This is a genomic window from Pseudomonas sp. BT76 TE3572, assembly GCF_050435365.1.
Taxonomy (GTDB): Bacteria; Pseudomonadota; Gammaproteobacteria; order Pseudomonadales; family Pseudomonadaceae; genus Aquipseudomonas; species Aquipseudomonas fluorescens_W.
The window spans coordinates 6,120,424-6,135,865 of sequence record NZ_JBNDKE010000001.1; the positions used below are offsets into that span (position 1 = coordinate 6,120,424).

A 15,442-nucleotide genomic window follows, 5' to 3' on the forward strand; every position below is an offset into this window, starting at 1 on the left:
GAACGGTCGGTTTGGTTATGGCGCAAGAAGATTTGGCGATAAAAATGCCGGCCCGGATTCCTCTATGTTGCGTCGCCATCCGTAGGTCGGGATAGGGCGCACACGCCGGTCGATGTAACCTAGCTGACCGGATGTCTGCATCAGGCAACATCGCACCGACAGGAGAACGCAATGAGTTGGTCCGCCAAACAATACGTCGCTTTTGAAGATGAACGCACACGCCCGGCCCGTGACTTGCTGGCTGCCATTCCGGGCACGGATGCGCGCTCGGCCATCGACATCGGTTGCGGCCCTGGCAACTCCACTGAATTGCTGGTTGAGCGCTTCGCCAATGCTACGGTGCGTGGCCTGGACAGTTCGACCGATATGATCGAGGCCGCCCGCAAGCGCTTGCCGCAAGTGCAATTCGATACGGCTGATATTGATACCTGGAACGAAAACGGCCCGTTTGATGTGATTTTCGCTAACGCGGTGTTGCAGTGGGTTCCTGACCACGCGAAGTTACTGCCTGCACTGGCGAGCAAGCTGGCGCCGGGTGGCAGCCTGGCGATCCAGATGCCGGACAATCTCAACGAACCTTCGCATCGCTTGATGCGCGAAGTTGCAGCCGATGGCCCATGGGTTGGCAAACTGGCGGGCGCCGCCGGGCAGCGAACGGACATGGCAGACGCCAGTGGGTATTACTCGATGCTGCGAGCCCACTGTTCCCGTGTCGATGTGTGGCGCACGACTTACCATCATCCACTTGCTGGCGGCGCGTCTGGTGTCGTCGAGTGGTTCAAGGGCAGCGGTTTGCGGCCGTTTCTTGATCCGCTGGATGAGGCGGAGCGGGCGCAGTATCTCAAGCAGTACCAAGTGGCGATCGAGCGGGCCTATCCGTCGTTGGCCGATGGATCAGTGCTGCTGCCGTTCCCACGGTTGTTTATCGTTGCGACGCGTTGATGCATTAATGAAAAAAGGGACAGATCCCGCTCTTTCCGTCTGTCCCTTTCTCGCACTGATGGCCGAGCAACCCGCCGCCGCTAATCAAGCAGTTGATCGATCAAAACAGCGTTGCTATAGATCAAGCTTCCATCACTCGCTCGATGCCCGACCAGATGAAACTGGCCGCGCTCGTAGTGTATATAGACGCGCATCTGGCAATCGGACAACGGGCCGTATCCCTCCGGCAATTTCAACTCCAGTGTATCCATGTCGACATCGACCATGGTTTCACGCCCATCTGTCTTCTGCAGGCGTTCTTCAGCTTCCTCCAGTCTCAGACGGAGAGGGTTATCGACGTAAAAATGGATTTCACCTATTGGTTCCGACTTTTCTGCACCGTTGAGTTTGCACCGACCTTCGATCGTCAAGGCACTCATGACGAAATCTCCGTTATGGACGGATGGACGCTATCGCCCTTGGCCGTCATTTGTCTGACCGCTATGCATAGGCGAGGATCTTTCGGGCGCTTTTAGCCGATCTTTGCCTTCCGTAATCAGATTTTAATTATAGCTGGCAACCGGGCCTCGCTTGCTCGACGTGTCGTTCAGGCGAGAGGTGTTGCTCAATAGTTACAGTTATATATAGCGAATAGATTTCAACTCATCAGGTTGATGCTGAAGTTGGAATATCCAGGCGGCAAGGCTTTTCCGGAAAAGCGTTTGCTCCGGCCATGAACTATACTTCCTGCGGACTTTGCTGCGAAGATAAGTGGTATTTGTCCAACCTGTTTTGGCGTCAGATTAGTATGAGTTTGACGATGTTGTTCTGTGGGAATGCTTAGGCATGCCGATGAGTAACAGGAATAGGATGAAGGCAAATGGCAATAGCAATTATTCTTGTGCTAATCGTTATTGCCTCCGTGCTGTTCCATCTGGTAGCGCCTTGGCATGCGGCGCCGCCCGCGTCGAACTGGGGTTCTATAGACACCACCCTGTTTATCACACTGGTCATCAGCGGCATATTTTTCATCGCCATTACCGGTTTCATGGCGGTGGCCATCATGCGCTTCCGTCACAAGGAAGGCTCCAGGGCGGCCTACCAGCCAGAAAATAAACGGCTGGAATTCTGGTTGATTGTCGTGACCTCGATCGGTATTGCCGGGATGTTGGCGCCGGGCCTGGTTGTTTACAATGATTTCATCCGGGTGCCTAAAAATGCTACTGAACTTGAAGTGATCGCCCAGCAGTGGCAATGGGCTTACCGTTTTCCGGGCCAGGACGGAAAGTTGGGTAAGTCGGATATAAAGTTGGTTGATGCGGTCAATCCACTCGGCGTTGATCCCAAAGATCCTGTCGGGCAGGATGATGTAATAGTCAGAAGTAATGAAGTTCACCTTCCGCTCGATCAGCCGGTGAAAGTCTTATTGCGTTCCAAAGATGTACTGCACAACTTCTATATACCGCAGATTCGCAGCAAGATGGACATGGTGCCTGGGATGGTGTCGTACTTTTGGTTTACGCCAACTGTTATCGGCAAGTATGAAGTCCTGTGTGCCGAGTATTGCGGTGTCGGTCATTACAACATGCGCGGCACTATGATCGTGGAAGACCAGGCTACCTTCGCCCAGTGGCTGGGCAGCCAACCGACCTTTGCGCAAACATTGGCGACCGCTGCCAAACCCAGTCGGGACAGCGTGTTGGAAAAAGGCCGCCTGTTGGTCGAGCAGTACGGCTGCCGTGCCTGCCATAGCCAGGACGGCAGTGCCAGTCTCGGCCCTGGATGGAAGGGCCTTTACGGGCGCACCGAACAACTGGCCGATGGCACCAGCGTGCAGGTCGATGAAGCCTACCTGAAAGAGTCGATCCTCGATCCGAAGGCCCGCCTGGTGCAAGGCTACCCGCCGGTGATGGTGGCCTATACTCTCAATGACGATGAACTGGGTGCGGTCATCACCCTGATCAAATCACTGGGTACCGGACAGCAAGCTGAAGAAGCTTCTCCCGGTGAAGCGTCGGCCCCGGGTGAGGACTTGGTGACACAGGGTCAACGGCTGGCTCAGTCGCTCGGCTGTATGGCCTGCCACAGTGTCGATGGCAGCAAGGGTGTCGGCCCCAGTTGGCAGGGCCTGTACGGCAAGACAGAAACCCTTGCCGACGATTCGACGATAAAGGCCGACGAGGGCTATATAAAGGATTCGATCCTTAATCCCGGCGCCAAAATCGTCAAGGGCTACGCAGCCGTCATGCCGCCCTTTACCCCGAGTGATCAGGAGTTGAACGCGCTGATCGCTTTTATCAAATCCAAAGCGAATGCCGACGCTGATGCGAGCAAGGCGGAGCCAGGGAAGTAACCGTAAAGCAGCCAGGAATGCACTGAAACTTCGAACAGGAGGATGACGTGATGGCCTATGCGGAGCAAGCCGAAACAGAAGCGCTACACGAGCCCAAAAGTTTCCTGACCAAATATGTCTGGAGTCAGGACCACAAGGTCATAGCCATTCAATATTCCTTGACGGCTTTGTTCGTGGGTCTTATCGCCATCGTGTTGTCCGGTTTGATGCGCATACAGATAGGCTTTCCCGGCAGCTTGGCGTTCATGGACGCCAGTACTTACTATCAGGCGATGACCATGCACGGCATGATCATGGTCATTTATTTGCTGACGGCCTTGTTTCTCGGGGGCTTCGGCAACTATCTGATCCCGCTGATGGTGGGCGCCCGCGACATGGTCTTCCCCTACGTCAACATGCTGAGTTACTGGTTCTACCTGCTGGCGGTAGTAGTGTTGCTCTCCAGTTTCTTTGTACCGGGCGGCCCCACCGGTTCGGGCTGGACGCTCTATCCGCCACAGTCCATTTCTCAGGGGACACCGGGGGTGGAGTGGGGCATCGTCCTGATGCTCGTCTCACTGGCGATTTTTATTGTCGCAGCCACCATGGGCGGGTTGAACTACGTCACCACGGTGTTGCAGGCGCGAACGCACGGCATGACATTGTTTCGCATGCCGCTCTCCGTATGGGGCATTTTCATGGCCTCGATCATGGCCCTGCTGGCTTTCCCGGCGTTGTTCGTCAGTGCGGTCATGATGCTGTTCGACAAACTGTTGGGCACCAGCTTCTTTATGCCGGCGATCATCTCGCTGGGGCAGCCACTCGCTCACCAGGGTGGCAGCCCGATCTTGTTCCAGCACCTGTTCTGGTTCTTCGGCCACCCGGAGGTCTACATCGTTGCTCTGCCTGCGTTTGGTCTGGTCTCTGACTTGATCAGCACGCATGCGCGTAAAAACATCTTCGGCTACCGAATGATGGTGTGGGCCATTATTGCGATTGGCGTACTCAGCTTTGTGGTCTGGGCGCACCATATGTATGTCAGCGGAATGAACCCGTACTTTGGCTTTTTCTTCGCCGTCACCACCTTGATCATCGCGGTGCCCACCGCACTGAAAGTCTACAACTGGGTGCTGACCCTCTGGCGCGGCGACATTCATCTGACCGTGCCGATGCTGTTTGCCCTGGCCTTTATCGTCACCTTCCTGGTCGGCGGTCTGACCGGCTTGTTTCTGGGCAATGTGATCGTGGACATTCCGCTCTCGGACACCTATTTCGTCGTAGCCCATTTTCATATGGTCATGGGTGTCGCGCCGGTGCTGGTGGTATTCGGCGGCATCTATCATTGGTTCCCGAAAGTCACTGGGCGGATGTTGAACGACACCTTGGGCAAGCTGCATTTCTGGATTACCTTCTTGGGTACCTACGCCATCTTCTTCCCCATGCACTACCTGGGATTCCAGGGCATGCCACGCCGTTACTATGCCTATGACAACTACGCGTTTATCCCGCAGTCGGCGCAGGAGTTGAATGCCTTCATCACGGTGATCGCATTGACGGTCGGCGTTTCCCAATTGCTGTTCGTGTTCAACCTGGCCTGGAGTGTGTTTAAAGGCAGGCCCGCAGGCAGTAACCCCTGGGGCGCGGCCAGTCTGGAATGGCAAACGCCGAACACCCCACCGATACACGGCAACTGGGGAGCGAAGCTGCCGGTCGTGCATCGCTGGGCTTATGACTACAGCGTGCCGGGGATAGAACAGGATTTCGTTCCGCAAACAGTCTCCGCCGAGGAGCTGGAGCAGATGCGCCAACTCAGTGCCGGAACCACGATAGCGGGCGTTAAACCATGAGCAGGCTGCTATTGAGAAACGCCGACGGCGCTGACCCCGGCGGCAGCTGGAATCGCGATCCGCGGGGTACTGAGGCCGGCGAGGGCGCCGATCGATACCAAATCGCAAGAACAGGCCTGCGTTTGTTTCTGGTCGTGGTGAGTTCGTTATTTTTCCTGTTCTTGCTCGCCTTTATCGCCCGTTCACAAATGACCGACTGGCAGCCCCTGACAGAGCCCTTGGCGCCGTTGGCCAATCCATGGCAGCTATGGGTGAATTCCGCATTTCTGGTCTTGAGTTGCATTGCATTGCAGTGGGCGCGCATGGCCGCTCGCAAGACTCGGCTCGACGCAACGGTCATCGGCTTTGTGTTGGGAGGCCTATTTGCAATGGCCTTTCTGCTGGGGCAGCTCTGGGTCTGGCAGCAGTTTGTCGCCTGGGGCTACTTTGTCGCCGGCAACCCGGCCAACAGCTTCTTCTACCTGTTGACCGGTGTGCACGGGCTCCACCTGCTGGGTGGGTTGATTGCCTGGGGCAGAACCGTTGCTAAATTCCTGCAACGTGTGCCGTTGCCGCAACTCAGCGCCAGCATCGAACTCTGTGCCATTTATTGGCATTACTTATTGGGTCTGTGGTTCGTGCTATTTGCTCTGCTGACCAGCACGCCACAAACCTATGAAGCCATCGCCAGACTCTGCGGCCTGAGGTAATCAGCCATGGCATCGCACCCAGCAACCCCAGGCGAGTCCAGTTCCTCCAATCCCCCCGGCTCACCGCTTGTACCAGGATGGGAGGGCATCGCCAGCGACTGGTCCTCGGATAAGGAGGCTTTCAAGCAGGTCCCCTGGGGCAAGGCGATGATGTGGATATTCCTGCTCAGCGATACCTTTATATTCACCTGTTTTTTAACCGGCTACATGTCGGTACGCATGACCATCACTACCGCCTGGCCGAACCCCAGTGAAGTGTTCGCATTGACGATCGGCGGTAGAGAAATCCCGCTTATTCTGATCGCCATCATGACCTTTGTGCTGATCAGTAGCAGCGGCACCATGGCCATGGCCGTCAATTTCGCCTATCGCCGTGATCGTGCGAAAACCACGGCCCTGATGCTGGCGACCGCTGCCTTGGGTGTGACCTTCGTCGGCATGCAGGCATTCGAATGGAGCAAGCTCATCGCAGAAGGCGTGCGTCCTTGGGGGAACCCTATGGGGGCGGCGCAGTTTGGCGCCAGCTTTTTCATGATTACCGGTTTCCACGGACTGCATGTGTCAATCGGAGCGATCTACCTCAGCATTGTGGCGCGGAAAGTATTGCGGGGAGATTATGAGCGCTCCGGAAACTATCAGAACGTCGAGATAGCCGGGCTTTACTGGCACTTCGTGGATTTGGTGTGGGTGTTTATTTTTGCTTTCTTCTATTTATGGTAGAGGAGCACGGGTGATGGCACATGCTCAGGGTCAACAACATCCGATTAGTTTGTATCTCAAAATCTGGGGGCTGTTATTCGTCCTCAGCACGATGTCGTATCTCGTCGACTATTTTCACTTCCATGGCTATCTTCGGTGGGCCCTGATAATCACGTTCATGTTGTTGAAGGCAGGTTTAATTGTCTCCATCTTCATGCATATGGCCTGGGAACGGTTGGCCATGGTCTACGCCATATTGGTGCCACCGTTGTGTTTGCTGGTACTCGTCGGACTGATGGCCACCGAGGCGGACTATGTGTTCCTCAGTCGGGTCATTTCCTTCGGCCAATAGCAGCGTCTGGATGGCCTTCAGTCTCCAGAGGCTAACCCGATATCACTCGTTTGAACTGATGCCATTTGTGCTGCCAGGCGACTGTCCAGTGGGGGGCTGCCGTTCCCGTGCCGGCGATCTCCAGCATTGGATGATGTTCGATAACACCGTCCAATACCGACTCCTGATTCGGCTCGACATCGACGAAGAAAATATGTTTTCCCTCTGCTACCACCTGTTTAAAACTGCGGAAGTGAGTGTTTGGCACCTGGATACCAAAAAAACCGCCTTCCCAGATGCAGAAGCCACATACAACAATGGCAAGAAAGATAAAAGGCATCCAGCCTGCGGCGGATTCGGTCCAGCCCAGCCAATAGGCGCCGCCAAGAACCAGCGCCGCGAGTGGTATACCGATCACTGCACCAATTTCGCCAGAGTGGACAACATCCTGTTCCATTAACGAATTAACTTCGTGAAGGTGATGTTGTTCAACATCGGCAACGTGCTCACTGAGCACATGAATTTGTTCGGAGTTGATGCCGCTGGCTTCCAGCTCATTTTCAACGGCTTCAAGTTCATCGAGATTGTTGCTGATGTAATAGTGTCGATTCATGCCACACCTCCCATCTCGTGCTTGCCGTAGACCTCCTTTGTCTTGTAGCTGCCAGTCGAGATTTGCAGTCGGTATCAGTACCCGTGGGCAACGCTGTACGCTTCATTCAAAGCATAAAAAAGTATAGCACTGCATATCATTCAGGCATGGGGGCGGGATGCAGGCGGTCTGATGCTTCGCCCGGTTTTTTGTGCCCGGAATGTGGGGGGGGGCGGGCCATTTCTCTGATCCACCCCAAAGCCTTATCTAATCCGTCGAAAGTCACTCCTTGCCGGCCCCCATCTCCCTATCCTCGAACGCGGAGCGCACCGCCTCTATGACACGTTCAGCCATGGCCTCATCTTCAAGCTGCGGATACCCTTTCTTTAGCTTGCCGGACACCACCCAGCCATTCTCCTTGATGGAACGGATAATGCGGTTCGCGTCCTGGTCTGGCATCTCCAGCACCTCTTTCAGTTGCTCCTGAGCTCGCTGAAAGATCACCAGTACTTTAGCTTCGTCTGCCATTTCCTTTTGGATCGTGTGCTTGACGACGCGTGCGGTGTACAGGACGTGCTCGGTCAGGTCGGGATACCGCCAGGCAAAGCATGCGTCCTCGTATTCATCGAAGATGAAGTTACTGAGAGCGCCGTCTTCGTAGGTTACAAGTTCGCCGAACCGATAGGCCGTCGCGTAGCGTCGCATGAACGGTCGCGAGAACACTTCGAGCGTACGATCGTAGCCGGCCCTGAAGTCGATCGAACTGGTAATGGTGGCTGACACCGGCAGTATCACGCCGTCCGGCACTGCCTTATCTCGAATCAAGGTGTCGTTGATCAGGAAGCGATGAATCCGGCCATTGCCGTCTCGCATGGGGTGGATATACACGAAGCCAAATGCCAACACAGCGGCACGTGCCAGTGACTCCGCCCCACGCGTCGCGACCTCAAACTCAGTAAGTCCTGCCAATAGCTGAGGAAGATCTGCGAAATGGGGGGCGATGTAATGCACGATGTCCTCGCGCATTGTGGCCTGACCCACAAACACAGGAGAGCGGCGCAAGCCCAGTCCGATGGCATCACGCCCCAGGATGCCGGCTTGCAAGGACTGCAGGCTGTCGTTGCTCAACGGGTTTTTGATGTGACCGCAGTGCTGGGCAATGACATGGGCAAAGCGCTGAATGCGATCGGCCTGGTCGGCTTCCTTTTCGATGAGAAAACTCGCGCGCGATTCCTTGAACGTCAGCCAACTGGCCGTACGCATCAGGATGTCGGAGCCATAGGCGTGATCCAACTCTTCCAATGCTTCGCGCAAATCGAATTGCAGAGCTTCCTGCACTGATGGGGTACGACGAACCAAGGGGCAGAACTCAGCCGTGCCCGGCAGGTTGTTATTGATTCGCCAGCGTCGCGTTCGCAGTGACTCGCAACGAGTCAGGTATTTTTGGGGCGAAACTGCATCGACATAGGCGCCATTGGTCACGTCAGGCACATCCAGACGTTCCCCTGTCAGCCATTCGTAAAGGAACCCGGTGCGCCGTGCGTACTGGCCGAAAGGCTCTCGTCGACACCAGTCTTCGATAGGCTGCGGGCCTATCGCCGCAAACAGGCGAGAGAAGAACTCAAGATGAATCTCTTCGTACTTCTGACCGAATTCGAAATGCCCTGCGAAATCGTCTTCGGGCCTGTAACTTGGCGGGTACCGGTTCTCCACATTCCCGTCACTCTCGCGGCTGAGACGTGCAGTGCCGATCTCAGACTCGACACGCAGAGGCTGTGCAAGTGCGATGTCGTAGCGATCGGCGAGGGCCTTGAAACCGACTGGCATTGACGAATTCCTTAACAGGGCAATGAAAACGCTAATAAAACACCAATATGGCGCGAAAACGTTAATTTCCTGCGACGCGAAAATACTAATCCTGTGTGAATTTTGATACTAAAACTGTCATTCCACAAAAAAACGTTAACGAATCTCAGCTTAGTCGTAACGGCCCTAAGGGCAAAAGGCAATTCCACCAAACCCCAGACACAAAAAAACCGGCCATCAAGGCCGGTTTTTTCTTTACCTGCATCCCCCGTCAAAAAACGACGTGAGATTGAAATTCGATTGGAGCGGGTGAAGGGAATCGAACCCTCGTTATCAGCTTGGGAAGCTGGAGTAATGCCATTATACGACACCCGCTCAGAGCGGCTGACTTTGTACCAGATGTGGGCGTGGAAATGAAGTTTTTCTTTGTGCGCGATGCGTTTAGCGCAACGGAAACGGTCTATCGCGGGCAAGCCTTGCGCCTACAGGAATGCATTCAACACTGTAGGGCGAAGCTTGCTCGCGATGACGCTGTTTCAGATGGCCAATGCATGTTGGTCCTGGACGTAGTGATAACGCGGTCGACTTTCGTGTTGCGAAGGTTTCAAGAAGCCCAGCAATGCGTTGCGGCTGTCTCGGCAAGCAGATTTGTGTTCCATGTCGAGAAAGTGGCCGGTGGCCTGCAGGGTGGTGAAAGTAGCGTGTTGCACGTGGTTGGCGAACAGTTGAGCGCCGTCGGCAGCGGTGTACTCGTCCCATTCGCCGTTCATGAACAGCACCGGCACGTTGATTTTCTCCGCGGCTTTGAAGAAGCACTGGCGATCACTTTGCAGCAGATCGCTGATGTGGAAGTGCATCTGCCCGTATTCATGCTCGGCCAGGGAACTGACGTGCCGATAATTGAAGCGCTTGAACAGTGTCGGCAGGTGTTTGCCGATGGTGCTGTTCACCAGGTTGCCGACCCGGTCACCGTCCCGGCTGCCGAGGTAATCGATGCCGCGCTCGAGGTAATCGAGCATGTGCGCGTTGATCTCCGGAGAGAACGAGCTGATCACGGCTTTTTCGATGCGTCGTGGCTGGTGGGCCAGGGCGACCAGGGTCGCGGCGCCACCCCAGGAAAACGACAGCACGTGTTCGGCGGCGAAGTGGTCGATCAGCTCGAGGAGGATCTGCCCTTCGATTTCCTTGGTCAGCAATTTCTCGTGCAGGTTGTGGGCTTTCGACTTGCCCGCGTAGGGCTGGTCGTAGCAAACCACATTGAACTGCGGGTGAAGGTTTTTCACGGTTTGTGCAAACGACGCAGTCGTGGCCATCGAGCCGTTGACCAGAATAATGGTCTTTTCTGCGGCGTCTGCGCGATAGAACTCCGTGTAAACCCGGTACTGACCCTGTATATCCAGCACAGCGATTTCTGGCCTCATGTCATAAGACTCCAAGCAAGCGGGTATGCGCGCAAATGAGATTGCACGAGTTTTGTGACAGGTAGGCATACGCCTGGAATTTGGAGGCCCATGTCGATCCAATGCAGTCCGGTCGACGGGTATTGTTATTGGCGGGCAGTCTGCCGGGGGAAAGCGGAACCTGAGGGTTCTCTACCGGCAAAAAGTTTCTTAGAAGTATGTTGTGACTCGTCGGTCACATTTCGGCCGACGTCCTGATTCAAGCAGGGGTCACGTCATCGCGCAAGTATCTTTGACAAATTGTTCGACAACTTCTGCTGAGCGGTCGCCTGCTTAGATCAATTGAATCTCTTCGGTGCGTAATGCGCGGTACTCGCCCGGTTTCAGGGCACTGTCGAGCACCAGCGGGCCCATGCTTTCGCGGTGCAGGCGCAGCACCTTGTTGTCGAAATGGCCGAACATACGCTTCACCTGGTGGTAACGACCCTCGACGATGCTCAGTCGTGCGGACTTGGGGCTGAGCACGTCCAGCCCGGCGGGTTGGGTGGTGAGGTCTTCGAAAGCGAAGTACAGGCCTTCGGTGAATTTCAATGCGTATTGCGGGCCAATCTCTTGCTCGGTTTCTACGTAGTAGACCTTGGGCAGTTTGGTTTGCGGCTGGGTCAGGCGTCGCGACCAGCTGCCATCATTGGTGATCAGCATCAGGCCGGTGGTGTTGAAGTCCAGGCGCCCGGCGATGTGCAGGTCCTCCTTGTCCGGCTCATGGATCAGGTCGAGCACGGTCGGATGTTGCGGATCTCGGGTGGCACTGACGCAGCCAGACGGTTTGTGCAGCATGAAGTAGCGTGCAGGCTTGCCGACTTGCAGCAGCTCATCGTCGACTTCCACACGGCTGAATTCCAGTACGTCGGCGTGAGGGTCGCTGACGACTTTTCCGTCGATCCTGACGCGCTTTTCCACCAGCAACAGACGCACCTGCTTACGGTTGAAGCGCGGCAGGTTGCTGAGGAAACGGTCAATGCGCATGACAAGGGATCGGTAGGAAAGGGGCGCGTATCTTACGTGATCGGTTGTGCGGTTGCTTACAGCTGCGCCTCGACTTGCGCGCAGCGTGGGCACAAACAGGATTTGTCGCGCAGTTCGGGCGGCAGCGCTTCGAGCACCGCCGGGTCGATGCTGACGCCGTAGCACCAGCAGGCCCGATCGGCGGTTCGCGGGTCGGCCAGGGTGCAGTCGTTGGAGGCGCCGCAGGCCGGGCAGAAATCTGGCTTATTCATTTAGGGGTATGCATAACTGGAGTGAGGCATTTCCACGCAGGTGCGGTTACGGCCGGCTTGCTTGGCCCGGTACATCGCATGATCCGCCCTTGAGAGCAGCGTGTGCAAGGTGTCATCGGTCTGCAGGGTGGTCAAGCCGATGCTGACGGTCAGCTGCAATGCCTTATCGTTGTAGGCATAACGCTGTTGTTCGATATGCCGACGAATTTTCTCTGCGACCATCAGACCGGTCTCACCATCGGTGTCCTTGAGCAACACGATAAATTCCTCCCCGCCCCAACGGCAGACGATGTCGGAGTGCCGCAGGCAACTCTCCAGATCCCGTGCAAAGCCGATCAGCACCTGGTCGCCGGCAAGGTGACCGTAGGTGTCGTTCAACGCCTTGAAGTGGTCCAGATCCAGCAGCAACGCGGTCAGCGGTTTGGGCTCGCGCAGGGCTTCGTGCATGGCTTGCGCCGCCAGCAGGTCGAAACCGCGGCGGTTCGGCAATTCGGTCAGGCTGTCGAGGATCGCCTGGGCCTGGATCTTGCCCTGGTAACGCTTGATCACCCGGTTGAGCAGGGCCAGCACAATTAGCGTGACGATCAGACAGATCAAGAGGTTGAGGTACAGCGACTGGCGGATTTCACTGAGGGCGCCGTCTTCGCGTTTGTCGACGAACAAGTACCAGTTCAGCTCCGGGATGAAACGCACATTGAGAAAATGTCCCTGGCCCTGGGCGGAATATTCGTAGCTGCCGCTGTGGGGCTTGGGCAGCTGACTGACGAGGCTTTTCATGCTGTCGAGTTCGCCGAGGCGCTGCCCGATCTTCGCGCCTTGCGGGCCGCCCTCGGCTCCGGTGAGCACCAGGCGTCCGAAATTGTCGACGAAGTACACACTGCGCTGGTAGCGCTGCTGATACTTGTCGATCAGCTTGATCACCGCATCGACTGTAAGACCGACGCCGGCCGCGCCGATGAAACGGTTGTTGTAGTCGTAGACCTTGTAGTTGATGAAGAAGGTCAGGTTGTCCTGGTTGGCAAGGTCCGGGTCGACATTGATCTCGTAGGGATCGGCCATGTCCCGTACGCGGAAATACCACGCATCGCGGGGTTCAGTGGCTTTGACCTGTTTGAGTACGCCCTTGGCGTGGTAGTAGGTGAGGCTGGTGTTGGAGACGAAAAATGCGGTGTAGGCGCCGTAGTGGGTCATGACCTCGTTGAGGTAGCGGGTCATTTTTTCGGGGTCTTGCTCGCCGTTTACCACCCAGTCACGCATGAAGGTATCGCGGGACATCATCGAGGAAATCAGGATCGGTCTGACGAGGTCTTTCTGGATTTCCGAGTAGACCGTGTCCGACGTGAGCGGCAGTTCGGTGTTGACGATGCTGTCACGGATCGACGCTCGCGAGGCGTAGTAACTGAGGAAGGACGTGGCGAGAAAACCTGCGCCCAGCAGCGCGATCAGCGTGAGGACCAACGAACGTTGCGAATACAGCGACGAGCGAAGCGGCATGACGATTCCGTTGGCAGTGACCCGATGGCAGGCATTCTAATGGCACTGCCGGGAAATAACTGCTGCATTTGTGGGGGGAATGGTGTCAGGTAGGGCCACCCCTCACCCCAGCCCTCTCCCCACGGGGGAGAGGGGGAAAGGGAGCAGATTTGTATGTTGTTCAAAACCAGAGTTCGGCTCGATATTTCAGGTCGCTGTAGCTCAAACAAACACCTCGGTCAGTCCCCTCTACCCCTTGGGGAGAGGGTTAGGGTGAGGGGTGGATTCCGGATCAGACACGAGTCTCCAGATACGCACGCCACCCACCAAGGTGACTAATATCCACCGCCCCCTCCAACCCATACGCCTCACAAATAAACCCGCTCTCCCAACGCCCATCCGCCAATTGCACCTTGCCCAACCCCAGCGGCGCCGGAATTCCGGTCAAAAACGAACCCAACTCACGGCTCGGCAGTTCCCAAACTTCCACGGCAATCGCCACCCCCCCGTCCTTCACGCGAACCATCCCGGGACGAAACGGCGGGCCGCCAGCCAGGGCATACAGTTGATAGTCCGGCGAGCTGAATGTCGTCTCGACCAGTCGAGCCCCGCGCTGCTTGAGCTGCCAGTTCAGCGCGAGCCCATCCAGATGCGCGCCACACACCACCAACCGCGCCAGGTCATTGCGTGCGACAGCCGTAGGCGCAGGCGCGAGCAAACCTTGCTGGCGCTGCAAGGCATCCGCCACACCCAACAAATACTGATCAGTAAACGCCCGCCCGAACAACGTCACGCCCCAAGGCAAACCATTGCCCATGAAACCGCTGGGCACGGCGACGGCGGCGTAATCGAGCAGGTTCATGAAATTGGTGTAGTAGCCCAGTTCCGAATTACGCAGCACCGGCTCGGCGTTCAGTTCCGCCAGCGTGACGGAGCGGCCGATGGTGGGTGTGAGCACGCAGTCGAGGTCGTCCAGTGCCTGGTCGCACAGGGCTTTCAGCGCTTGCAGCCGGTACTGGGCGCGGAAGGTTTGCACGCCGCTCACCGCCGGCGCCTTGGCCAGCACCGCGCGGATCACCGGCAGTACGGCTTCAGGATTTTGTTCCATCAATTCGCCGGCGACGCTGTAGCGCTCGGCCACCCACGGGCCTTCATAGAGCAACCGCGCCGCTTCAAGGAACGGCGACAAATCCAGTTCCACGGCTTCACCGCCCAACGCCTTGAGCTGATCGATGGCATCACCAAACAACAGCGGACCCTCAGGGCAGCCGAAGAACTGCAGATCCTGAGCACGCGGCACGCCAAAGCGGAAGGGGCGAGGCGCACCAAACGCCGAGCCGTCATTCCACAACGGATTACTACGGCTGTATTCATCGCGGGGATCAAGGTGCGCAGTGAGCGCGAGCAACTGACTGGCTTCCCGAGCGGTTGCGGTGAACGTGGTCACGCAATCGAGAGTGCGACACGCCGGGATCACACCGGCCGTGGAGATCAACCCTTTGGTGGCTTTCAACCCCACCAGATTGTTCAGCGCTGCCGGCACACGCCCGGAGCCCGCCGTGTCGGTGCCGAGGGAGAAACTCGCCACGCCGAGCGCCACCGCCAGCGACGATCCGGCACTGGAACCGCCCGACGGATACTCCGGCAACACGCTGTTCGGGCACACGCCATACGGTGAGCGACTGCCGTTAAGCCCGGTGGCGAATTGATCAAGATTGGTCTTGCCCAACGGAATCGCGCCCAGCGCCAGCAATTGCTCGACGATGGTCGCCGAGCGTTCCGGCACGTAGGCAAACGCCGGGCACGCTGCGGTGGTGGGAATACCCGCCAGGTCGATGTTGTCCTTGATCGCGAATGGCACGCCGAACAGCGGCAAGCTATCGGGGTCGCGACCGTCGAGTGCGGCGAGGTAAGGTTCCAGTTCTTCAACACTGAGCAAGTGGATGAACAGGTGATAATCCGGGTTCAGCGCCGCGGCTTTATCGCGCAGGCTCAGCAGCAATTGCCGAGGTGCGATGCTGCCGTCGCGATAGGCGTTGCGCAGGGCGTCGAGTTGCAGATTGATGTTCATGGCG

General features: G+C 56.8%; 14 protein-coding genes and 1 tRNA gene. 6 read left to right on the forward strand and 9 right to left on the reverse strand.

The features are described from left to right. Positions 1 to 171: 171 nt before the first annotated feature. Positions 172 to 942, forward strand: coding sequence for a trans-aconitate 2-methyltransferase (tam, locus tag ABH912_RS27950; protein WP_429512156.1), 771 nt, complete (start codon positions 172 to 174; stop codon positions 940 to 942). An 80-nt stretch (positions 943 to 1,022) separates the two neighbouring features. Here the strand turns inward: tam and ABH912_RS27955 are convergent, their stop codons facing one another. Continuing rightward, positions 1,023 to 1,361 carry a hypothetical protein gene (locus tag ABH912_RS27955; protein WP_046055747.1) on the reverse strand — a complete coding sequence of 113 codons (339 nt, stop codon included), beginning with the start codon at positions 1,359 to 1,361 and terminating at the stop codon, positions 1,023 to 1,025. A 440-nt stretch (positions 1,362 to 1,801) separates the two neighbouring features. Here ABH912_RS27955 and ABH912_RS27960 point away from each other — a divergent pair, with 440 nt between their 5' ends. From ABH912_RS27960 to ABH912_RS27980, 5 genes are read left to right on the forward strand one after another with little or no spacing between them, the layout of a single operon-like run. Further along, positions 1,802 to 3,274 (forward strand): c-type cytochrome, encoded by a 1,473-nt coding sequence (locus ABH912_RS27960; RefSeq protein WP_429512158.1) that lies wholly within the window; start codon positions 1,802 to 1,804, stop codon positions 3,272 to 3,274. A 50-nt stretch (positions 3,275 to 3,324) separates the two neighbouring features. After that, entirely contained in the window at positions 3,325 to 5,100 is a 1,776-nt protein-coding gene (gene ctaD, locus ABH912_RS27965) for a cytochrome c oxidase subunit I (protein ID WP_033061394.1), read from the forward strand. Further along, a complete protein-coding gene (locus ABH912_RS27970; RefSeq protein WP_429512160.1) occupies positions 5,097 to 5,789 on the forward strand; it encodes a cytochrome c oxidase subunit 3 in 693 nt (230 codons plus the stop codon). The genes ctaD and ABH912_RS27970 overlap by 4 nt, the downstream gene beginning before the upstream one ends. 6 nt (positions 5,790 to 5,795) lie before the next feature. Next, positions 5,796 to 6,509 carry a heme-copper oxidase subunit III family protein gene (locus ABH912_RS27975; RefSeq protein ID WP_033061396.1) on the forward strand — a complete coding sequence of 238 codons (714 nt, stop codon included), beginning with the start codon at positions 5,796 to 5,798 and terminating at the stop codon, positions 6,507 to 6,509. A gap of 13 nt (positions 6,510 to 6,522) precedes the next feature. Next, positions 6,523 to 6,840 (forward strand): cytochrome C oxidase subunit IV family protein, encoded by a 318-nt coding sequence (locus tag ABH912_RS27980; protein WP_033061398.1) that lies wholly within the window; start codon positions 6,523 to 6,525, stop codon positions 6,838 to 6,840. Between the two features lie 31 nt (positions 6,841 to 6,871). On the opposite strand, the gene ABH912_RS27985 is transcribed toward ABH912_RS27980, so the two are convergent. The 8 genes from ABH912_RS27985 to atzF all read right to left on the reverse strand — a co-directional run bounded on the left by ABH912_RS27985 (position 6,872) and on the right by atzF (position 15,438). Beyond that, positions 6,872 to 7,432 carry a magnesium transporter gene (locus tag ABH912_RS27985; protein ID WP_429512162.1) on the reverse strand — a complete coding sequence of 187 codons (561 nt, stop codon included), beginning with the start codon at positions 7,430 to 7,432 and terminating at the stop codon, positions 6,872 to 6,874. Positions 7,433 to 7,693: 261 nt separating this feature from the next. Then, complete coding sequence (locus tag ABH912_RS27990; protein ID WP_429512164.1) at positions 7,694 to 9,238, reverse strand: Fic family protein; 1,545 nt, start codon at positions 9,236 to 9,238, stop codon at positions 7,694 to 7,696. A gap of 280 nt (positions 9,239 to 9,518) precedes the next feature. Continuing rightward, positions 9,519 to 9,592 (reverse strand) — tRNA-Gly (locus tag ABH912_RS27995). 161 nt (positions 9,593 to 9,753) lie between these two features. Continuing rightward, a complete protein-coding gene (locus ABH912_RS28000; protein WP_033061402.1) occupies positions 9,754 to 10,638 on the reverse strand; it encodes an alpha/beta fold hydrolase in 885 nt (294 codons plus the stop codon). A gap of 312 nt (positions 10,639 to 10,950) precedes the next feature. Continuing rightward, entirely contained in the window at positions 10,951 to 11,643 is a 693-nt protein-coding gene (locus ABH912_RS28005; RefSeq protein ID WP_033061404.1) for a pseudouridine synthase, read from the reverse strand. A gap of 56 nt (positions 11,644 to 11,699) precedes the next feature. Further along, a complete protein-coding gene (locus tag ABH912_RS28010) occupies positions 11,700 to 11,894 on the reverse strand; it encodes a cysteine-rich CWC family protein (protein WP_008153014.1) in 195 nt (64 codons plus the stop codon). Further along, complete coding sequence (locus tag ABH912_RS28015; RefSeq protein ID WP_429512167.1) at positions 11,895 to 13,388, reverse strand: sensor domain-containing diguanylate cyclase; 1,494 nt, start codon at positions 13,386 to 13,388, stop codon at positions 11,895 to 11,897. A 271-nt stretch (positions 13,389 to 13,659) separates the two neighbouring features. Then, the gene (atzF, locus tag ABH912_RS28020; RefSeq protein WP_429512168.1) at positions 13,660 to 15,438 is read right to left on the reverse strand and encodes an allophanate hydrolase; all 1,779 of its coding nucleotides are present in this window, start codon (positions 15,436 to 15,438) and stop codon (positions 13,660 to 13,662) included. Between the last annotated feature and the right edge of the window lie 4 nt (positions 15,439 to 15,442).

Coding starts and splice junctions, on each gene's coding strand:
- tam (WP_429512156.1), top strand. CDS start 172: ATGAGTTGGTCCGCCAAACAATACGTCGCTTTTGAAGATGAACGCACA.
- ABH912_RS27955 (WP_046055747.1), bottom strand. CDS start 1,361: ATGAGTGCCTTGACGATCGAAGGTCGGTGCAAACTCAACGGTGCAGAA.
- ABH912_RS27960 (WP_429512158.1), top strand. CDS start 1,802: ATGGCAATAGCAATTATTCTTGTGCTAATCGTTATTGCCTCCGTGCTG.
- ctaD (WP_033061394.1), top strand. CDS start 3,325: ATGGCCTATGCGGAGCAAGCCGAAACAGAAGCGCTACACGAGCCCAAA.
- ABH912_RS27970 (WP_429512160.1), top strand. CDS start 5,097: ATGAGCAGGCTGCTATTGAGAAACGCCGACGGCGCTGACCCCGGCGGC.
- ABH912_RS27975 (WP_033061396.1), top strand. CDS start 5,796: ATGGCATCGCACCCAGCAACCCCAGGCGAGTCCAGTTCCTCCAATCCC.
- ABH912_RS27980 (WP_033061398.1), top strand. CDS start 6,523: ATGGCACATGCTCAGGGTCAACAACATCCGATTAGTTTGTATCTCAAA.
- ABH912_RS27985 (WP_429512162.1), bottom strand. CDS start 7,432: ATGAATCGACACTATTACATCAGCAACAATCTCGATGAACTTGAAGCC.
- ABH912_RS27990 (WP_429512164.1), bottom strand. CDS start 9,238: ATGCCAGTCGGTTTCAAGGCCCTCGCCGATCGCTACGACATCGCACTT.
- ABH912_RS28000 (WP_033061402.1), bottom strand. CDS start 10,638: ATGAGGCCAGAAATCGCTGTGCTGGATATACAGGGTCAGTACCGGGTT.
- ABH912_RS28005 (WP_033061404.1), bottom strand. CDS start 11,643: ATGCGCATTGACCGTTTCCTCAGCAACCTGCCGCGCTTCAACCGTAAG.
- ABH912_RS28010 (WP_008153014.1), bottom strand. CDS start 11,894: ATGAATAAGCCAGATTTCTGCCCGGCCTGCGGCGCCTCCAACGACTGC.
- ABH912_RS28015 (WP_429512167.1), bottom strand. CDS start 13,388: ATGCCGCTTCGCTCGTCGCTGTATTCGCAACGTTCGTTGGTCCTCACG.
- atzF (WP_429512168.1), bottom strand. CDS start 15,438: ATGAACATCAATCTGCAACTCGACGCCCTGCGCAACGCCTATCGCGAC.